Annotated in this window: 16 protein-coding genes; 10 read left to right on the top strand and 6 right to left on the bottom strand. The window is 60.7% G+C overall.

Features of this window, described 5'->3' with window-relative positions:
* A complete protein-coding gene (locus HU739_RS18025) occupies window positions 1–2,874 on the bottom strand; it encodes a putative bifunctional diguanylate cyclase/phosphodiesterase (RefSeq protein WP_186546159.1) in 2,874 nt (957 codons plus the stop codon).
* Window positions 2,875–3,132: 258 nt separating this feature from the next.
* On the opposite strand from HU739_RS18025, the gene uvrD reads away from it, so the two are divergent.
* From uvrD to HU739_RS18010, 3 genes are all read left to right on the top strand, one after another.
* A complete protein-coding gene (gene uvrD, locus HU739_RS18020) occupies window positions 3,133–5,316 on the top strand; it encodes a DNA helicase II (RefSeq protein ID WP_186546160.1) in 2,184 nt (727 codons plus the stop codon).
* 289 nt (window positions 5,317–5,605) lie between these two features.
* Complete coding sequence (locus HU739_RS18015) at window positions 5,606–6,481, top strand: Tim44 domain-containing protein (protein ID WP_186546161.1); 876 nt, start codon at window positions 5,606–5,608, stop codon at window positions 6,479–6,481.
* A 135-nt stretch (window positions 6,482–6,616) separates the two neighbouring features.
* The gene (locus HU739_RS18010; protein WP_003187120.1) at window positions 6,617–7,024 is read left to right on the top strand and encodes an SMI1/KNR4 family protein; all 408 of its coding nucleotides are present in this window, start codon (window positions 6,617–6,619) and stop codon (window positions 7,022–7,024) included.
* 21 nt (window positions 7,025–7,045) lie between these two features.
* Here the strand turns inward: HU739_RS18010 and HU739_RS18005 are convergent, their stop codons facing one another.
* Window positions 7,046–8,809: a cation:proton antiporter gene (locus HU739_RS18005; protein ID WP_186546162.1), complete on the bottom strand. Its 1,764-nt coding sequence runs from the start codon at window positions 8,807–8,809 to the stop codon at window positions 7,046–7,048.
* A 280-nt stretch (window positions 8,810–9,089) separates the two neighbouring features.
* On the opposite strand from HU739_RS18005, the gene HU739_RS18000 reads away from it, so the two are divergent.
* Window positions 9,090–9,572, top strand: a complete 483-nt coding sequence (locus HU739_RS18000; protein WP_041073853.1) for an acyl-CoA thioesterase — start codon at window positions 9,090–9,092, stop codon at window positions 9,570–9,572.
* 117 nt (window positions 9,573–9,689) lie between these two features.
* Here the strand turns inward: HU739_RS18000 and pdxY are convergent, their stop codons facing one another.
* Window positions 9,690–10,562: a pyridoxal kinase PdxY gene (gene pdxY, locus HU739_RS17995; protein WP_186546163.1), complete on the bottom strand. Its 873-nt coding sequence runs from the start codon at window positions 10,560–10,562 to the stop codon at window positions 9,690–9,692.
* A gap of 117 nt (window positions 10,563–10,679) precedes the next feature.
* Here pdxY and HU739_RS17990 point away from each other — a divergent pair, with 117 nt between their 5' ends.
* Window positions 10,680–11,093 (top strand): DUF3301 domain-containing protein, encoded by a 414-nt coding sequence (locus tag HU739_RS17990; RefSeq protein ID WP_186546337.1) that lies wholly within the window; start codon window positions 10,680–10,682, stop codon window positions 11,091–11,093.
* A 6-nt stretch (window positions 11,094–11,099) separates the two neighbouring features.
* Here HU739_RS17990 and HU739_RS17985 read toward each other — a convergent pair whose 3' ends face one another.
* Window positions 11,100–12,065, bottom strand: a complete 966-nt coding sequence (locus tag HU739_RS17985; RefSeq protein ID WP_186546164.1) for a CobW family GTP-binding protein — start codon at window positions 12,063–12,065, stop codon at window positions 11,100–11,102.
* A 41-nt stretch (window positions 12,066–12,106) separates the two neighbouring features.
* Between HU739_RS17985 and HU739_RS17980 the strand changes: the two genes are divergently transcribed.
* The gene (locus tag HU739_RS17980; RefSeq protein WP_186546165.1) at window positions 12,107–12,463 is read left to right on the top strand and encodes an NADH:ubiquinone oxidoreductase; all 357 of its coding nucleotides are present in this window, start codon (window positions 12,107–12,109) and stop codon (window positions 12,461–12,463) included.
* Between the two features lie 3 nt (window positions 12,464–12,466).
* Here HU739_RS17980 and HU739_RS17975 read toward each other — a convergent pair whose 3' ends face one another.
* Together HU739_RS17975 and zigA are read right to left on the bottom strand one after the other, a co-directional pair.
* Complete coding sequence (locus tag HU739_RS17975) at window positions 12,467–13,117, bottom strand: DUF1826 domain-containing protein (RefSeq protein ID WP_186546166.1); 651 nt, start codon at window positions 13,115–13,117, stop codon at window positions 12,467–12,469.
* The gene (zigA, locus tag HU739_RS17970) at window positions 13,117–14,322 is read right to left on the bottom strand and encodes a zinc metallochaperone GTPase ZigA (RefSeq protein WP_186546167.1); all 1,206 of its coding nucleotides are present in this window, start codon (window positions 14,320–14,322) and stop codon (window positions 13,117–13,119) included. The genes HU739_RS17975 and zigA overlap by 1 nt, the downstream gene beginning before the upstream one ends.
* A 179-nt stretch (window positions 14,323–14,501) precedes the next feature.
* Between zigA and HU739_RS17965 the strand changes: the two genes are divergently transcribed.
* The 4 genes from HU739_RS17965 to HU739_RS17950 all read left to right on the top strand — a co-directional run bounded on the left by HU739_RS17965 (window position 14,502) and on the right by HU739_RS17950 (window position 17,486).
* On the top strand, window positions 14,502–14,879 hold the full coding sequence (locus HU739_RS17965; protein ID WP_186546168.1) for a glutamine synthetase: 378 nt from the start codon (window positions 14,502–14,504) through the stop codon (window positions 14,877–14,879).
* Window positions 14,880–15,058: 179 nt separating this feature from the next.
* Entirely contained in the window at window positions 15,059–15,955 is an 897-nt protein-coding gene (gene folE2 / locus HU739_RS17960; RefSeq protein ID WP_186546169.1) for a GTP cyclohydrolase FolE2, read from the top strand.
* A complete protein-coding gene (locus HU739_RS17955) occupies window positions 15,952–16,620 on the top strand; it encodes a metal ABC transporter ATP-binding protein (RefSeq protein ID WP_186546170.1) in 669 nt (222 codons plus the stop codon). The genes folE2 and HU739_RS17955 overlap by 4 nt, the downstream gene beginning before the upstream one ends.
* A complete protein-coding gene (locus HU739_RS17950) occupies window positions 16,620–17,486 on the top strand; it encodes a metal ABC transporter permease (protein ID WP_186546171.1) in 867 nt (288 codons plus the stop codon). Before HU739_RS17955 ends, HU739_RS17950 begins: the two co-directional genes overlap by 1 nt.
* The last annotated feature ends 9 nt before the right edge of the window (window positions 17,487–17,495 follow it).

Here is a 17,495-nt window from a genome sequence, read left to right as displayed (position 1 = left end):
TTAAAACGGATTGAGCTGTTCACGCAAAATCCCGGCCAGCCCAGCGGCCTCCACGGGACGGCTGATCAGATAGCCTTGCACTTCATCGCAGCCTTCGGCGCGCAGAAACGCCAGCTGATCTTCGCGTTCGACGCCTTCGGCCACCACTTTCAACGACAGCCCGTGGGCCATGGCAATGATCGCCCGGGTGATCGCCGCGTCTTCGCTGCCCTCGCCCAGACCGCGGATAAAAGCCTGATCGATCTTCACGTAATCCACCGGAATCCGCTTGAGGTAGCTCAAGGACGAATAACCGGTGCCGAAATCGTCGATGGCCAGTTTCACCCCCAGCTCACGCAATTGCCGGAACGTCGCAATGATGTGCTCGACGCTGTCGAGCAAGTGACTTTCAGTCAGTTCCAGTTCGAGGTAGTGCGGCGCCAGACCGGTTTCCTCCAGGACCTGACGCACCAGGCTGACCAACTTGCCCTGACGCAGTTGATGCACCGACAGGTTCACCGATACGCGGATCGGCGCCAGCCCCTCGCGCTGCCATTGGCACGCCTGCCAGCAAGCCTGACGCAGGACGAACTCGCCAATCGGCCCGATCAGCCCGGTTTCCTCGGCCAGCCCGATAAAATCCCCCGGCGGGACCTGACCCAGCGTCGGATGGTCCCAACGCACCAGCGCTTCGGCGGCGTTCATGCGCCCGGTGGCCAGGCACAACTTCGGCTGATAGAACACCTTGAGGTGTCTGTCTTCAATGGCTTTGCGCAGCTGATTCTCCAGTTGCAGACGCTCCAGCGTGCTCGCTTGCAGACTGTCGGTGTAAAACTGGAAATTGTTACCGCCCAAGTGCTTGGCATGTTGCATGGCCATGTTCGACTGACTGACCAGTGCGGCAATTTCCCGCGCATTGTCCGGCAACAGGCTAATGCCCATCGAAGCGCTGACCACCAATTCATGCCCGTCGACGCTGAGTGGCAGACGCAACTTGGCCGATAACCGCGTCGCCACCCGAGCCAGACTGGAAAGATTGCCGTACGCATCGAACAGCACCGCAAACTCGTCGCCGGACAAGCGAGCGATGGTGTCCGCCTCGGGTAACGCGTTAACCAGTCGACGGGCCATTTTTTGCAGCAACTGGTCGGCGATTTCGTGGCCCAGACTGTCATTGAGCAACTTGAAACGATCCAGGTTGATGTGCAGCAGCGCCAGACTGCGCCGCCCGCCCTGCCGAACCCGCTGATGGGCTTCGTGCAGGCGCTCGCGGAACAGCGAACGGTTGGCAAGGCCGGTGAGTTCGTCGTAGTGGGTCAGGTAGCGCATCCGCTCTTCGGACTCGCGCCGAGCCGAGAGATCAGCGAAAAAGCCGACGATATGGCTGACATTGCCTCGGCTGCCGCGCACGGCATTGAGTTGCAGCCATTGGGGATACAACTCACCGTTCTTGCGCGTTTCCACCAGTTCGCCCTGCCAAGTGCCGTGCTGCTCCAGCGCGTGGCGGATCGCGACGTAGTGACGACGGGCATCGCGACTGCACGGCAGCTCGACGACGTTGCGCCCGAGCATGTCGTCGATTTCATAGCCGGTGACGCGGCTGAAGGCCTGATTGATCGCAATCAGCGCGTAATTCGGGTCCAGAATCACGATGCCTTCGCTGGCTGCTTCGAATACCGTGGCTGCCAGCCGCTGCTGCTCTTCCAGGCTTTTGCTGGCGCTGATATCGCGACGGGTACCGACCATGCGGATCACCCGACCGCTGTCGCTGCGCTCCACGGCACGACCGCGGTCCTCGATCCACACCCAGTGGCCGTCGCCATGGCGCAGGCGGTATTCGACTTGATAGTCCTCCGTGCGCCCCTTCAGATGTTCGACCAGCGCGAACTTGAGTGACGGCACGTCTTCGGGGTGCAGTCGCGGTTTGAGGTCGCGCAGCAGCGCCGTGACGTATTCCGGGGCAAGGCCGAACAGTTCCTGAATCTGCGTGTGATGGACTTCATCGGTTTGCAGGTTCCAGTCCCACAGCCCGAGTTCGCTGGCCTTGAGTGCCAGTGCCAGCCGCGTTTCGCTTTTGCTCAAGGCCTGATTGGCGGCATCGAGTTCACGGCTGCGCTGGGCCACGCGGTCTTCGAGATCGACCTGCGCTTTACGCAACTGCGCTTCTGCACAACGGCGCTGTTCGATCTCCTTGCCCAATTCCTGGTTGAGCTGTTCGCTGCGCGTCTGCGCTTGCTGCAAATGCTCGATCAGGTGTTGATTCTGGAAACGCCGCAGCAATCCGCGATCGATCAGTCGATTGACCTGCCACGCCACCACACTCAGCGAGCCGAGCAGAATCAAGCCGAGCCAGCCCCAGCCACGCGCCTGATCGTCGCCGCCCCAGAACAGATAGCCGATCGCCGGCAGCAGGCACGGCAAGGTAAACGACAGGAATGCCGGCAGGCTCACCGCATAGGCCACGCTGGCCGACAGGGTCGCCGCGCCAATCAGGCCGAAAACCCAGGCTTGCTGGATAAAATTGTCCGCAGGCACCAAGGCGATGCCGGCACCGGCCAGGGTCAGGCCAGTCAAGGTCGAGCCGAGCAGGAACATGCGAAACCAGATTGGCTGGGCCTGGCGCTCGGGGATCGCCGAATCGAACGCGGCCACCTGTATCACCCGCAATGCGACGAGCGACAGCAACCACACCAGCCAGACACTGACCACGAAGTAGCGCTGCGGGCTCCAGAGCAAAGCGGCGCAGATCAGACCATTGATCAACATGAACAGCGTGGGCAGCAGCGAGCCCTGATACAGCAGTCGCGTACGCTCCACCGCCATTTCGACGGCATAGTGCTTGCGGATCACCCGGGGTTCCACGAAGGGGCCCGACAGTTCGGCGCTGAGGGTCATGGGCAACGTTCTTATTCTTATAAGGAAGGGCCTGCGCCCGAAACGTGGACGGAGCATACACAAGGCGATCCCGTTGCCAAACTGCTGCAGATCAGAATTTGCGCGAAATTTCCCGCTGCCCGGACGCCGCTTCACCCCCTCAAGCGAGACGGGCCGAAGCCTGCAGCCAGTGACCGACCGGTCGTCCTCGACGGCGCTTTCATCGGCTAATGCAAAGCTCGGTTTGCCCGGGCCTGCGGCGCACCCTAGAATGCCCCGATGCGCGATGATCTCTCCCTTCTGCTGAACTCCCTCAACGATGCCCAACGCCAGGCCGTAGCGGCCCCCGTTGGCCGTCAGTTGGTCCTGGCCGGTGCCGGTTCCGGTAAAACCCGAGTGCTGGTGCACCGTATCGCCTGGTTGATCCAGGTCGAAAACGCCTCGCCTCACTCCATTCTGTCGGTGACCTTCACCAACAAGGCCGCTGCCGAGATGCGTCACCGCATCGAGCAGTTGCTGGGCATCAACCCGGCCGGCATGTGGGTCGGCACCTTCCACGGCCTCGCGCACCGCCTGCTGCGGGCGCACTGGCAGGAAGCGGGCCTGAGCCAGACCTTCCAGATTCTCGACAGCGACGACCAGCAACGCCTGGTCAAGCGGGTGATCCGCGAGCTGGGCCTGGACGAGCAGCGCTGGCCGGCCCGTCAGGCCCAGTGGTTCATCAACGGACAGAAAGACGAAGGTCTGCGTCCACAACACATTCAGGCCAGCGGCGACTTGTACCTGGCGACCATGCGCGGCATTTACGAAGCCTACGAGGCAGCGTGCCTGCGTGCCGGCGTGATCGACTTCTCCGAACTGCTGCTGCGCGCCCTCGACCTGTGGCGTGACCACCCCGGCCTGCTCGCGCATTATCAGAAGCGCTTCCGGCATATTCTGGTCGACGAGTTCCAGGACACCAACGCCGTGCAGTACGCCTGGTTGCGCCTGCTCGGCAAGGGCGGCGACAGCCTGATGGTGGTCGGCGACGACGATCAGTCGATTTACGGCTGGCGCGGCGCGAAGATCGAAAACATCCATCAGTATTCGTCTGACTTCCCGGACTCCGAGACCATTCGCCTGGAGCAGAATTACCGCTCCACCGCCGGGATCCTCAAAGCCGCCAACGCCCTGATCGCCAACAACACCGGGCGCCTGGGCAAAGAGTTGTGGACCGACGGCGGCGATGGCGAAGCGATCAACCTGTACGCCGCGTTCAACGAACACGACGAAGCGCGCTACGTGGTCGAAACCATCGAAAGCGCGCTGAAAACCGGTCTGGCCCGTAGCGACATTGCGATTCTGTACCGCTCCAACGCCCAATCACGCGTTCTCGAAGAAGCCCTGCTGCGCGAGCGTATTCCGTACCGCATCTATGGTGGTCAGCGCTTCTTCGAACGGGCGGAAATCAAAAACGCCATGGCCTACCTGCGCCTGCTCGAAGGTCGCGGCAACGATGCGGCGCTGGAGCGGGTAATCAACGTGCCGGCCCGTGGCATCGGCGAGAAAACCGTCGAAGCGATCCGCGAACATGCGCGCCACAGCGACGTGTCGATGTGGGAAGCGATGCGCCAACTGGTCGCCAATAAAGGCCTGACCGGACGCGCGGCAGGCGCCCTCGGTGCCTTTATCGAGCTGATCGAAAACCTCGCCGCCAAGTGTGCCGAGATGCCGCTGCACCTGATGACCCAGACCGTTATCGAGCAATCCGGCCTGATCGCCTACCACGAAGCGGAAAAAGGCGAGAAAGGTCAGGCCCGGGTGGAAAACCTTGAGGAACTGGTCAGCGCCGCGCGCAACTTCGAGAACACCGAAGAAGATGAAGAGCTGACACCGCTGGCCGCGTTCCTCGGCCACGCTTCGCTGGAGGCCGGCGACACCCAGGCCGACGAACACGAAGACAGCGTTCAACTGATGACCCTGCACAGCGCCAAAGGTCTGGAGTTCCCTTACGTGTTCCTGGTGGGCATGGAAGAAGGTCTGTTCCCGCACAAGATGAGCCTGGAAGAACCGGGTCGCCTTGAAGAAGAGCGGCGTCTGGCCTACGTGGGCATCACCCGGGCCATGCAGAACCTGGTCATGACCTATGCGGAGACCCGCCGTTTGTACGGCAGTGAAACCTACAACAAGGTCTCGCGTTTCGTCCGTGAAGTGCCGAAAGGCCTGATTCAGGAAGTTCGCTTGTCGAACAGTGTCAGCCGCCCGTTCGGCGGCAACCAGTCGATGAGCGGCAGCAACCTGTTCAGTGGCAGCGAGATCCCGGAAACCGGCTTCAGCCTCGGTCAGACCGTGCGCCACTCGATCTTCGGCGATGGCGTGATCCTCAACTTCGAAGGCTCCGGTGCCCAGGCGCGGGTGCAGGTCAACTTCAGTGAAGGCAGCAAGTGGCTGATGCTCGGCTACGCCAAGCTGGAAGCCATCTAAAGCCCAACTCGATTGCTTTTCTGTAGGAGTGAGCCTGCTCGCGATAGCGGCCTGTCTATTATCAATGTATTGACTGACACACCCTCATCGCGAGCAGGCTCACTCCTACAGGAGGCGTTATCTTTCTGAACCAATCGTCTTTTCCTACAGCCAAAAGTACATCGGCCGATTGCCTCGCCAAGCTGAACGCAACCTGTCAGGCAAAAGCCCGAAACACTCTCTCGCTAGCCAGTAACACTTCAGCTGTGCAACATGACGCGCGAGTCTCCACAAAACGGGAATACCTTTTATGAAACGTTTTCTTAGCATCGCCATGGCGTTGTGCATCGGCCTGACGATGAGCCTCGACGCCAACGCCAAGCGCTTTGGTGGTGGCAAAAGCGCCGGCGCTGCGCCGACGCACCAGACCAGCCAGATGGCTCCTTCTTCTCCAGGCGTCGGCGGCGCTGCCGCAACCGCGGGTGCTGCCGGTGCGGCGGGCACTGCGGCCAAGGCCGGCGGTGCCTCGAAATGGCTCGGCCCGCTGGCCGGTATCGCTGCCGGTGGCCTGCTTGCCTCGATGTTCATGGGCGGCGGTTTCCAGGGCATGCAGATCTTCGACATTCTGATCATGGCCCTGATCGCGTTCGTGATCTTCCGCTTCATCGCCGCCCGTCGTCGCAAGCAGCAGGAGCAATTCGCTCCGGCCGGCGCGCCGATGCAGCGTGAAGCCTTCGAGCAAAAGCCTGCTGCCATGGGTTCGATCTTCGGTGGTTCGGCCGCGCCTGCCGCCGCCCGCCCAGTGATCAACGCACCGGCTTGGTTCAACGAGCAGAACTTCCTTGAAGCCGCGCGTAGCCACTTCCAGTCGCTGCAGCAGCACTGGGACGCCAACGAAATGGACAAGATCGCCGAGTTCGTGACCCCGCAAATGCTCGACTTCCTCAAGCGTGAGCGTGCGGACCTGGGCGAGGGCTTCCAGTCGACTTACATCGACAACCTGCAGGTGCAACTGGACGGCGTCGACGATCGTGCCGACAAGACCATCGCCACCCTGACCTTCACCGGCGTTTCGAAAACTTCGCGTTTCGACCAGGGCGAAGTGTTCAGCGAGAGCTGGAACATGGAGCGTCCGCAGGGCGAGAACCAGCCTTGGCTGGTGGCCGGTATCCGCCAGAACGGCTGATCCCTTCCTGCGCTTCACTTGTGGTAACAGACCCCGGCCCAGGCCGGGGTTTTTCATTTCACGGTTGCATCTATAGCGAGCTACTGTATAAACCGGCCCATATGAACCGCGCCATTCAGCAAGAGGATCCCGGACGTGGAAGAAATCATCGAACAACTGCGCGAAGCCAACGAACCCGTGCCGGTTCCGCTGGAGTTGCCTGACGAAGACCTGCTGGTGGAAATCGAAGAACAACTGTTCATCGATATCCCGTTTGTCTTCAGGGAGTTTTTGCTGACGGTCAGCGATGTGGTGTACGGCAGCCTGGAACCGGTGACGGTCACCGACCCGCAATCACACACTTACCTGCCGGACGTCGCCGCCAATGCCTGGGATGCCGGTGTCGATCGCAGCCTGATCCCTATCTGCCAGGACGGCGACGATTACTACTGTGTCGAAGAAGACGGCACTGTGGTGTTGTGGCAGGCCGAGGAAGAGCTGATTGCCGAAGAGACCTGGGAATCGGTCTGGCACTGGGCGCGGGACGTCTGGCTGGAAAGCTGATTCGCCTGACGCCCCGAGTGGTCAATGCCCCGACGACTCCTTGTGGTTGTCGAGGGTTTCCAGCAAGGCCACCTGCATCCGCGTATGCACACGGATGAACCAGCGCCAAAGCAGCGCCGCCACGGCGGCCGCGACCACGGCAATCAGCACCAGCAACTTGTTGGTCGGCAGGATACTGGCCGACAAGGCTGCCAACAGCAGGAAAATCACCAGCAGCGAGAGGATCGGAATCACTTCGGCGATCACCCGGCGCACTCGCTGCGTGTGACGCCCGGCCATTTCCGGCTTGACGCCCATCTCCGCCAATAGCATCGACAGCGCCTTGAGCTTACGGTACGCAGCTATCAGGAACGGCAGCGACACCAGCAGCGCCCCGCCCCAGATCAATGCCTTCTGCCAGCTCGGGTCGCCAATCCAGTCTTGCAGCCACAGCGACATGCGCTCGGCGAAATACGCGCCGGCAAAGAAGATCGCAATCACCAGCGCCAGATTCACCCCGACCTGCAAAAGAATCCGCCGGATCATCGACGCCAGCATCGCGCCCTCGCCTTGCGGCTGAATGCTGCGCAACCATTCGCCGTACATGCCCAGCACGCGGCCAAGACGCCTGGGCACGACGGCAGACAGCTTGATCGACAGCGGATCCGCCGCGCGGATCAGGTATGGCGTCAGCAGCGTGGTGATCACCGACACGGCCACGGCGACCGGATAAAGGAAGTTGCTGGTGACCTGCAAAGTCATGCCCAGCGCGGCGATGATGAAGGAGAACTCGCCGATTTGGGACAGACCCATGCCAACCCGCAATGAGGTTCGTCCGTCGTTGCCGGCGATAAACGCGCCGAGGCCGCAGGACAACATCTTGCCGAGCACCACAGCCACGGTGATTACCGCGATCGGCCAGGCATATTCGATGAGGATCAGCGGGTCGAGCATCAGGCCGATTGCGACAAAGAAAATCGCACTGAACAGGTCGCGAACCGGCTCGACCAGCCGTTCGATCTTCAGCAGTTGCCGCGACTCGGCCATGATCGCGCCGATCAGGAAGGCGCCGAGGACCATGCTGTATTCGAGCTTGACCACGAGCAGGCAGAAGCCGAAGCACAGGCCGAGCACGGTGATCAGCAGCATCTCGTTGCTGTCGAATTTCGCCACATAGGCCAGCAGACGCGGCACCAGGAGGATGCCGATGACCAGCGCGACAATCATGAACAGCGACAGCTTGCCGACTGTGGAAAACACCTCGCCGGAGCTCACCGTGCCGCTGACGGCAATGCTCGACAGCAAGGCGATGATGCCGATGCCAAGGATGTCCTCGACAATCAGCACGCCGAAAATCAGCTGGGCAAAGCGCTCGTTTTTCATCTTCAGGTCGTTCAGCGCTTTAACGATGATGGTCGTCGAGGAAATCGCGAGGATCGCGCCGAGGAACAGCGAGTCCATGGTGTTCCAGTCGAACCAGCGGCCGATTTCGTAACCGATCCAGATCATCAGGATGATTTCGAGAAACGCCGCGATAAACGCCGTGGCGCCGACCTTGAACAGCTTGCGCAGGCTGAACTCCAGGCCGAGGCAGAACATCAGGAATATCACCCCGAGCTCGGCGAGGGTCTTGATGGTTTCTTCGTCGTGGATCAGGCCGAACGGCGGCGTGTGTGGGCCGATGATGAAGCCGGCGACGATGTAGCCAAGCACCACCGGCTGCTTGAAACGATGAAACAGCACGGTCACCACACCTGCGACCAACATGATCACTGCCAGATCCTGAATGAAACTGATGGCATGCATGGCGTGGGCTCCTTGATCACGAGGCTCATGGACAGACGTCAGAACGGTCTGCGCGAGCAGGGTAAAAATCCGCTTTTGGTGTGGGAATTGCCCTTGGGCAGGGCTTTTGCAGGTTAACACCGCGACTTCCGTCTGAAAGCCGGTGCAATATATGGAAACAGATCGACACCCCGCGTGACGGCGACCCGTCGCCCGGCGTCCCGATAACGGTGCTTTTTGAAAAGCGACCAGGCGCCCGCAGAGGTGCTTCCAGCAATCAGCCTTGATCCGTGAGAACGTTATGGAACCCGGAAACGCCCAGCTGTCGATGACGGTACTGATGACCCCTGACATGGCCAACTTCTCTGGCAATGTCCACGGCGGCACCCTGCTCAAATACCTCGACGAAGTGGCCTACGCCTGCGCAAGCCGCTATGCCGGCCGTTATGTGGTGACCTTGTCGGTGGATCAGGTGATTTTCCGCGAGCCGATCCATGTCGGCGAACTGGTGACCTTCCTCGCCTCGGTCAACTACACCGGCAATACTTCGATGGAAGTCGGCATCAAGGTGGTGACCGAGAACATCCGCGAACGCTCGGTGCGTCACACCAACAGCTGTTTCTTCACCATGGTCGCGGTGGATGACCAGCGCAAGCCTGCCCCGGTACCGCCGCTGCAACCGCAGAACAGCGAAGACAAGCGCCGCTACATGCAGGCGCAGCAGCGTCGGCAGATTCGTCAGGAGCTGGAGAAGCGTTATCAGGAGATCAAGGGCGACGCTTGATCAGACGCTGGATTGATGCCGGCTGATAGATAGCTTTCGCGAGCAGGCTCGCTCCCACAGGTGGAACGCATTCCAAATGTGGGAGCGAGCCTGCTCGCGAATAAAGACGACTCGGTGTTACAGACTGATCGCTGTCGCCTCGAACTTTACCCGCGGATGCGCTATCCGGTCCTGCGCCCGCACCAGCTGCAACTCATAACTGGCGCACGCCTGAGTTTCCAGCAGCACCTCGTGCACCGCCGCTGCAGTGAACTCGAACGCCGCCAGCAGGCTGTCGCCGAGCAGCACCCGCGCCAGAAACAGGCCGGACGTCAGGTCGCCGACACCCACCGGCTGACGCGGAAACGCCAGCAATGGGCGGCGCAGATGCCAATTGCCCTCAGCCGTCACCAGCAGCATCTCGAAGCCATCCGCCGGTTTGCCCGGGTAATCCAGATGCTTGACCAGCACTGCCTTCGGCCCACGCGCCAGCAGCGCTCGCGCCATGGCCAGGCAATCGAACAGCGACTGCGGCTTGCGCCCGGAAAAGCTGTCCAGCTCCAGTTGGTTCGGACACAGGATGTCCGCCACCGCCGCCGCTTCGTCCAGCAGGAAATCGCTGACCTCGGTCGGCACGCTGCAGCCCTTCTCGGGATGCCCCATCACCGGATCACACAAGTAGAGCATTTTCGGATTGACCGATTTGATGCGCGCCACGCCGCTGAGAATCGCCCGGCCCTGGGCGGCACTGCCCAGATAACCCGACAGTACCGCATCGCAGTTGCCCAGTTCACCAATCGCGGCGATGCCTTCGATCAGCTGGGGAATCTGCTGCGGTGCCAACACTTCCCCGGCCCACTGACCATACTGAGTGTGATTGGAAAACTGCACGGTATTGAGCGGCCAGACGTTGACCCCGACCCGCTGCATCGGAAAAACCGCTGCGCTGTTGCCGGCGTGGCCGAACACCACATGGGACTGGATGGCGAGCAGATGAGGCGTACGTTTCATTCGGGGCATTCCGTAAAACGATTGAAATTCAAGCCGCGCAGTATGCGACGAAACACAGCCTGTACGACAGACCGGCGACGCAGTTAAGCTGATGCCATCTTTTGGAGTTCGATGTTGATGCTGACCCTGGAAAACATCTTTGTGCTGATGCTGTTCGCCGCTGCCGGTGCGTGGTTATGGCACAACCACGGCTTGCGCGAACGGGCGCTGGAACGGGTCAAGCAGCATTGCCTCAACGTTGGCGTCGAGTTGCTTGACGGCAACGTGGCCCTGAAAAAGATCGGCTTGATCAAGGACGCCAACGGGCGACGCCGCCTGGCGCGGGTCTACAATTTCGAGTTCACCGTGACGGGCGAAAGCCGCCATAACGGTACGGTCACACAATTCGGCGCGCACAGCGCACAGATCGAACTGGCGCCCTACCCCGCGCCGTTCGACGACACACCGCCGGTGGTTGAGGTGCAAAAGCCGCGGGCGCAAGTGGTGGAGCTCAGCCAGTGGCGGCAGGAACACACGAAGTGGAAACCTTAAGCTGATTCACCGAATCCGGCATCGCGCCAGACCCGCCTGTAACTCATCGACATTCTGCGGCTCGGTAAAAATCAGCTCAAGGCGCGAGTCTTTTCGCCATTCGCTGGCGCGCCAGGTCAGTTCGGCATTATCCAGCGCATTCGCCGACACCCAACCATCCGCGCTGTGGATAACCAGCTTGGCCCTTTGCCAATCAAGGCGTGTCAGCCACTTGATGATGCCTTGCTTATCGAACATCTGCCCCGGATGCCAGCGCCAACCGATGCTCCAGCCCCCCGCCTGGGCCTGACTCAGGCAGATCGGCAGCGCCGGATCGCTCCAGACGGCCGGGATCTGGCCCAGCCCTTTGGGCGTCACCAGCTTATCGACGCCCGTCGAGGCTCGTGCCGTCCGTCCCGGCAACTCGCTCAAGGACAACTGTGCCTGCTGCGTCCAGATCAGGCTGACGGGTGGCAACTGGCTGGCGATTTCTTCTCGCGCCGCTTGATCAAGGTTTTCCGCCTTGTTCAGCAGCAACAGACCTGCGTCAGTCAGTGCTTGCCGTTGGGCCTGCGGCAACGGTTTCCCAGCGTGCAGAGCCTGCGCGTCGAGCACCAGCACACAGGGCTGAACCGCCAGCACACCCAGCCACGGAGCCTCGTTCAACTGCTTGAGGAGCTGCGCCGGATGACCCAGTCCGGACGGTTCGATAAACAGCCGGTCTGGCCTGGCCTTGCGCAGCAATCGGCCAAGGCCGATCTGGAACGGCGCGCCGTTGACGCAACACAAACAGCCGCCGGCCACTTCGCCCAGTGCGATACCATCGGCGTCACTGCTCAGGAGCGCCGCGTCCAGGCCAATCTGGCCGAACTCGTTGATCAGCACCGCCCAGCGCTCGCCCTCCGGTCGCTGCGCCATCAGGTGGCGAATCAGGCTGGTCTTGCCGGCGCCCAGGGGGCCTGCGATGACATGGGTCGGAATGTTCTGCAGCATGGTGGGCATTTCTTTGAAGAACGTTTTTGAGGAGTTTGCAAATGCGCTGGATGGGATGGTCGTTGCTGTTGCTGCTGGTGTCGAGCGAAGCGTTGGCTCAGGCCTGTCTGGTGCACAGCCAGGGCGAGCGCCTCGATGTCAAAGTCTGCCAGCAGAATCGCTCCATCCCGAAAAAACTGTTCAGCGGCGGTTTCTGCCAACCGACGCTGGCCGGGCAGAAAGTCGAGGTGCAATACCTCGACCAGTGCCCGAGCGGTGCGTTCGGCGTGTGCAGCAACGCGCAGGTTGCCAATATGCCCTATCGCCAGGATATCCACTATTACGGCGTGGCGACCGATGCAGCCTACCTGAAGCCCTATTGCGAAGCACAAAGCCGCGGATCATGGCGCAAGCCTTGACGGTCAGCCGAGCCAGTCGAGGGTCACTATCAGCCGACGTTCGCCGACGGCCAATTGCGGCGAACGGTGGATCAGCCCGAACCCCTCGTTACCGTGCCACTTCTCGCCTTTCAGAAGCGCGACCTCGCCGCTGCCGAGTTGCTGAATCTGTGCGGCATCCTCAGGCTCTGCGTTGGCCTGACCCAGTTGCCTGCGATCCATCACGCCATCCTCAAGCCATTGGCTACCCACGCCGGCGTAGGTGGTGATCAGGCGTACGGGCACGTGATCGACATGGAAACGGGGACACATCGCCTTATCCAACGTGCGCAGACGCAGGCCGATGCGTCGCGCGCCTAACAGACAGGCGAAGGCACCAACCAGCCATTTGAGGTCGGCAATAAAACCTTCGTAGCCCTCAAGGTCGCGAAATCCTGCGGCCAGCCCGGCCAGGTCCGGCTCGCTGTCCTCATCCGCAAGCTCAAGGCACAACGACTCCGCCAGGGGTTCGTCGAGCGACAGCAACAAACGAGCAAAATCTGCGATGTGCACGGGTAATTGCCGCTGCCAGATGGCGAGGTTGACGTCGTCATCGAGGATTCGCGCCAGCGTTGTAGGCGTCGGCCCCTGATGGTGCAGGCGAGTTCGCTCTTGTAATGGTTTCAGTGCAAGCATCAGGCGGCCTCTTCGTCCCAGGCGCCGAACGGATCCGGCAACAACCGCCAAGCCTCGACACCCAGTGCCATTTCATCATCGGTCAGCAGGCATTCGTCCAGTTCGGCAGACAATCGGGCGAAATCGATGTTCTGCCCGATGAACACCAGCTCCTGGCGACAATCGCCGACGCTCGGCGTCCAGTTCTCCATGATGGCGCGGGTATTCTCCTGGTCCTGTGGCCACTGGTCCTTCGGCACAAAACGCCACCAGCGGCCGGCGAAACCATGGCGCATCAAACCGCCGGCCTGCGACCAACTGCCCGCGTCCGTGGGCTTGCTGGCGAGCCAGAAAAAGCCTTTGGAACGCAGCAGTTTGCCGTTCGGCCATGGACGGTCTATGAAACTGAAGAAGCGTTGCGGATGAAAGGGCCGGCGCGCACGGTAGGCCGTTGACGCGATGCCGTATTCCTCGGTCTCCGGTGTGTGCGTACCGCGCAACTCTTGCAGCCAGCCGGGTGCCTGTGCGGCTTTGTCGAAATCGAAACGACCGGTGTTAAGGATTTTCTCCAGCGGTACCTCACCCATCACCATCGGGATGATTTCGGCGTGGGCGTTAAGGCGTTGCAGGATCGCGATCAATTCTTCGCGTTCACGCTGGCTGATCAGGTCGATTTTGCTGATCAGCAACACGTCAGCGAACTCGATTTGCTCGATCAGCAGATCGGTGATGGAGCGTTCGTCTTCTTCCCCGAGAATCTCGCCACGCGAGGCGAGGCTTTCGGCAGCCTGAAAGTCCGGTAGAAAGTTCATGCCGTCGACCACCGTGACCATGGTGTCCAGACGCGCGATGTCACTGAGGCTTTGCCCGTGCTCATCGCGAAAGGTGAACGTTTCCGCTACGGGCAGTGGCTCGGAGATGCCGGTGGACTCGATCAGCAAATAATCGAAGCGATCTTCGCGGGCGAGCTTGCTGACCTCTTCCAGCAGGTCTTCGCGTAACGTACAGCAAATGCAGCCGTTGCTCATCTCGACGATTTTCTCTTCCGCGCGGTTCAGGCTGACATCACGCTGAACTTCACTGCCATCGATGTTGATTTCGCTCATATCGTTAACGATGACGGCTACACGCAGTCCGGCCCGGTTACGTAGTACGTAATTAAGAAGCGTACTTTTTCCGGCACCGAGAAATCCTGAAAGTACGGTCACAGGCAGTTCGGCTGACATTGGATAATCCTCTACAGGTGGCAGCCGATGTGCGCCTTTGCTGGCGCATTGCGTTTTAGCGCTGGTAATCGGCAGTGCCCAGGCTGGCTTCGAATTTATGTTATAGTATAACAACATAAATAAGCGAGCCCTCCTTTGGCTTCCCTTGGTAAAGAGTGAATCAGACTCAGGACGCGACGATGAAAACTACGCTGAGGCGCCTGATATTTAGCTTGGCGTTACTGGCGACGGGCAACGCGTGCGCGCAACTGCCGGAACTCGCCACCTGCACGCGTAGCGCAAATCTGCTGGCGTGTCAGGATGCCGAGGGCAACGCCTATAGCGTCAATACCGTCGGTACGACGCTGTACTTGCGCGGGTTCGAAAAGAACGGCAATCGGTATTGGGCACAGACCAATAGCCGCTTTGGCCAGTTGACCTTCTTCACCGGGATCGCCTCCGATGGCGAAGCATGGGTTGGCTACACCCGACGGGTGGGCTGGACCACCATCAATCGCTTCTCGAGTTCGGGGGGAAGCAGGGCGAAATTCACGTGCAGCCGGGTAACCGGCTGTTAGATCGTCGTTTTGCCCAATGCATTCCGGACGGGATTAGCCTTGGCTGTAGCGCAGAATGCGGTGTTTCACGTGGAACGCTCGGGCTGCGGATGTAACATGAAAGTGTGTTCATGAAAAAGCTATCGTGTTATTTATTGTTATAATATAACATTAAATGAAATCACACGATGAGTCTGAACATGAACGCGTTGACGCTACCGGACATCGCCGCGCAGGCCGCTCGTGAGGCCCTGCCCCTCGACTGGGTGGGCATGCGCGGCATCGCATTGCCTGTATGGCTGGAGGGGCAACGGCTGAACGCGAAGGCCGATGCAGGCGTCAGTCTGGATGATGGTGAGGCACGCGGCATTCATATGTCGCGCCTGTTTGTGGCATTGGAGCCTCTCGAGCAAGAGGCACTTTCCCCCGCTTTACTGCGCCAAGTTCTTGAGCAGTTTCTGCAGAGCCACGCGGGTTTATCGCACTGCGCGTACCTGAATATCCGCACCGAATTACTGCTGAACAGACCGGCGCTGGTCAGTCCTCTCGCGGGATGGAAATCCTATCCGGTGAGAGTTTCCGCGCGCTTGAAGAACCAAATGTTCCACGTGGAACTAGAAATCGAAGTGCCCTATTCCTCCACTTGCCCATGTTCTGCAGCATTAGCCCGCCAGCTGATTCAGCAGCAATTTATCGACGACTTCGCCAACCAATCACTTGAGCACGCGGATGTTTTGGCCTGGCTGGGTTCGACCAAAGGCATCGTCGCGACACCGCATAGCCAACGCAGCACCGCGCAGTTACGCCTGCACCTGAACGAGTCCCTCAGCGAGTTGCCGCTGATCAAGGTTATTGATGACGTCGAAGCAGCGCTCGGCACCGCCGTACAAACCGCAGTGAAACGCGCCGATGAACAAGCGTTCGCGCTCGCCAATGGCCAGAACTTGATGTTCTGCGAAGACGCGGCGAGGCGCTTGAATCTGGCGCTGCGCCGCACCCAAGGCGTCAGCCAGTTCCACTTGAAAGTCATCCACGCTGAAAGCCTACACGCCCATGATGCTGTGGCTGAAAGCAGTTGGCGTCGGGAGCAAGCATGATTCGCTGCCATTCCCTGAGTTGGGGTGCACCCGGCCAGCCACTGACGACACCGCTGGATCTTGAACTGGAAAGCGCGAGCCTGACCGCCATTATTGGCGCTAACGGCTGTGGAAAAAGCAGCCTGCTCAAGGTCATCGCCGGGCTGCAAAAACCCTTGGCGGGGCACGTGGCGCTGAGTGTTCCACGCCAGAGCGGGCTCTCGTTCCTGCCCCAGCAGCAGCACTTGGATCGACAATTCCCGATCAGCCTGGAAGAGTTGGTCGCCGCCGGGTTCTGGGGACGCAGGCTCTCGACGCAGCTGCGCACGCAACGCCTTAATGCCGCATTGGAAAACTGGCATCTGAGCGGCCTCGGCCATCGCCCGTTGATGGCCCTCTCCGGCGGTGAATTGCAACGTGCCCTGCTCGCGCGGCTAAGCCTCGCCGACGCCCCGATATTATTGCTGGACGAGCCTCATGCTGCCCTCGATGAACTGGGCCAGGCGCTGCTTTGGCAACACATCCACGCCTGGCACGCCGAAGGCCGAACGATCGTTGTGGTCTGCCACGATCTCAGCGCTGTGCGCCAACACATCCCCCAGACATTGCTGATCAAGAACAGCCGTTGCGTCTATGGTCCCAGCACCGAACTGATTCAACAGACACCGCATGCGCAGGTGGCCTGATGCTCACCCTCGCTCACTTCTGGCAACCGTTCAGTGAGTTCATGTTCATGCGTCGCGCCTTGCTGGGCGGATTGGTACTGGCTTGCAGCACGGCGCCATTGGGCGTGTTTCTGATTCTGCGGCGCATGAGCCTGATCGGTGACGCCGTCGCGCACGGTATCCTCCCCGGCGCGGCGTTGGGCTTCTGGTTCGCCGGCCTGAGCCTGCCGGCGCTAACGCTCGGCGGTCTCGGCGCGGGCATGAGCATGGCAGGGCTCGCGGCCTGGATCACTCGCCGCACCGGCCTGCGCGAAGACGCCAGCCTTGCCGCGATCTATCCAATTTCCTTGGCGAGTGGCGTACTGATACTGGGCATTGCCGGTAAACGTCTGGACCTGTTGCATCTGCTATTCGGCTCGGCACTGGCCGTCGACGGCCCGACACTCCACGGCATGCTGTGGGTCTCGGCGATCAGCCTGATCACCTTGCTGCTGATCTACAAACCGCTGCTGCTCGACACACTGGACCCGTTATTTCTGCGCACCGTCAGCCGCCTCGGCCCCCTCGCCCATGGCGTATTCCTGACGTTGGTCGTGCTCAACCTGGTGATCGGGTTTCAGGCCATCGGCGCGCTGATGGTTGTCGGACTGATGATGCTGCCCGCCGCCGCGTCTCGATTCTGGAGCCGCCGCCTGCCGATGCTAATCGCAATCGCCGCGCTGATCGGCTGCCTGTCGGTATGGCTCGGATTGTTGCTGTCGTTCTATTACTCGCTGCCCAGCGGCCCGGCCATCGTGCTGGTTGCCGGAGCGGGTTATCTGCTGTCCGTAGTGTTCGGGCCGGTTCACGGTTTGTTGCGCCGCCCTCCTTTGCTCACATCCCTATGAGGTGTTTCC

Origin of the sequence: Pseudomonas hamedanensis, from assembly GCF_014268595.2 — a bacterium.
In the GTDB taxonomy this organism is placed as follows: domain Bacteria; phylum Pseudomonadota; class Gammaproteobacteria; order Pseudomonadales; family Pseudomonadaceae; genus Aquipseudomonas; species Aquipseudomonas hamedanensis.
The sequence above is the reverse complement of the archived record's forward strand: the minus strand, read 5'-3'. Positions and strand labels throughout refer to the sequence as shown.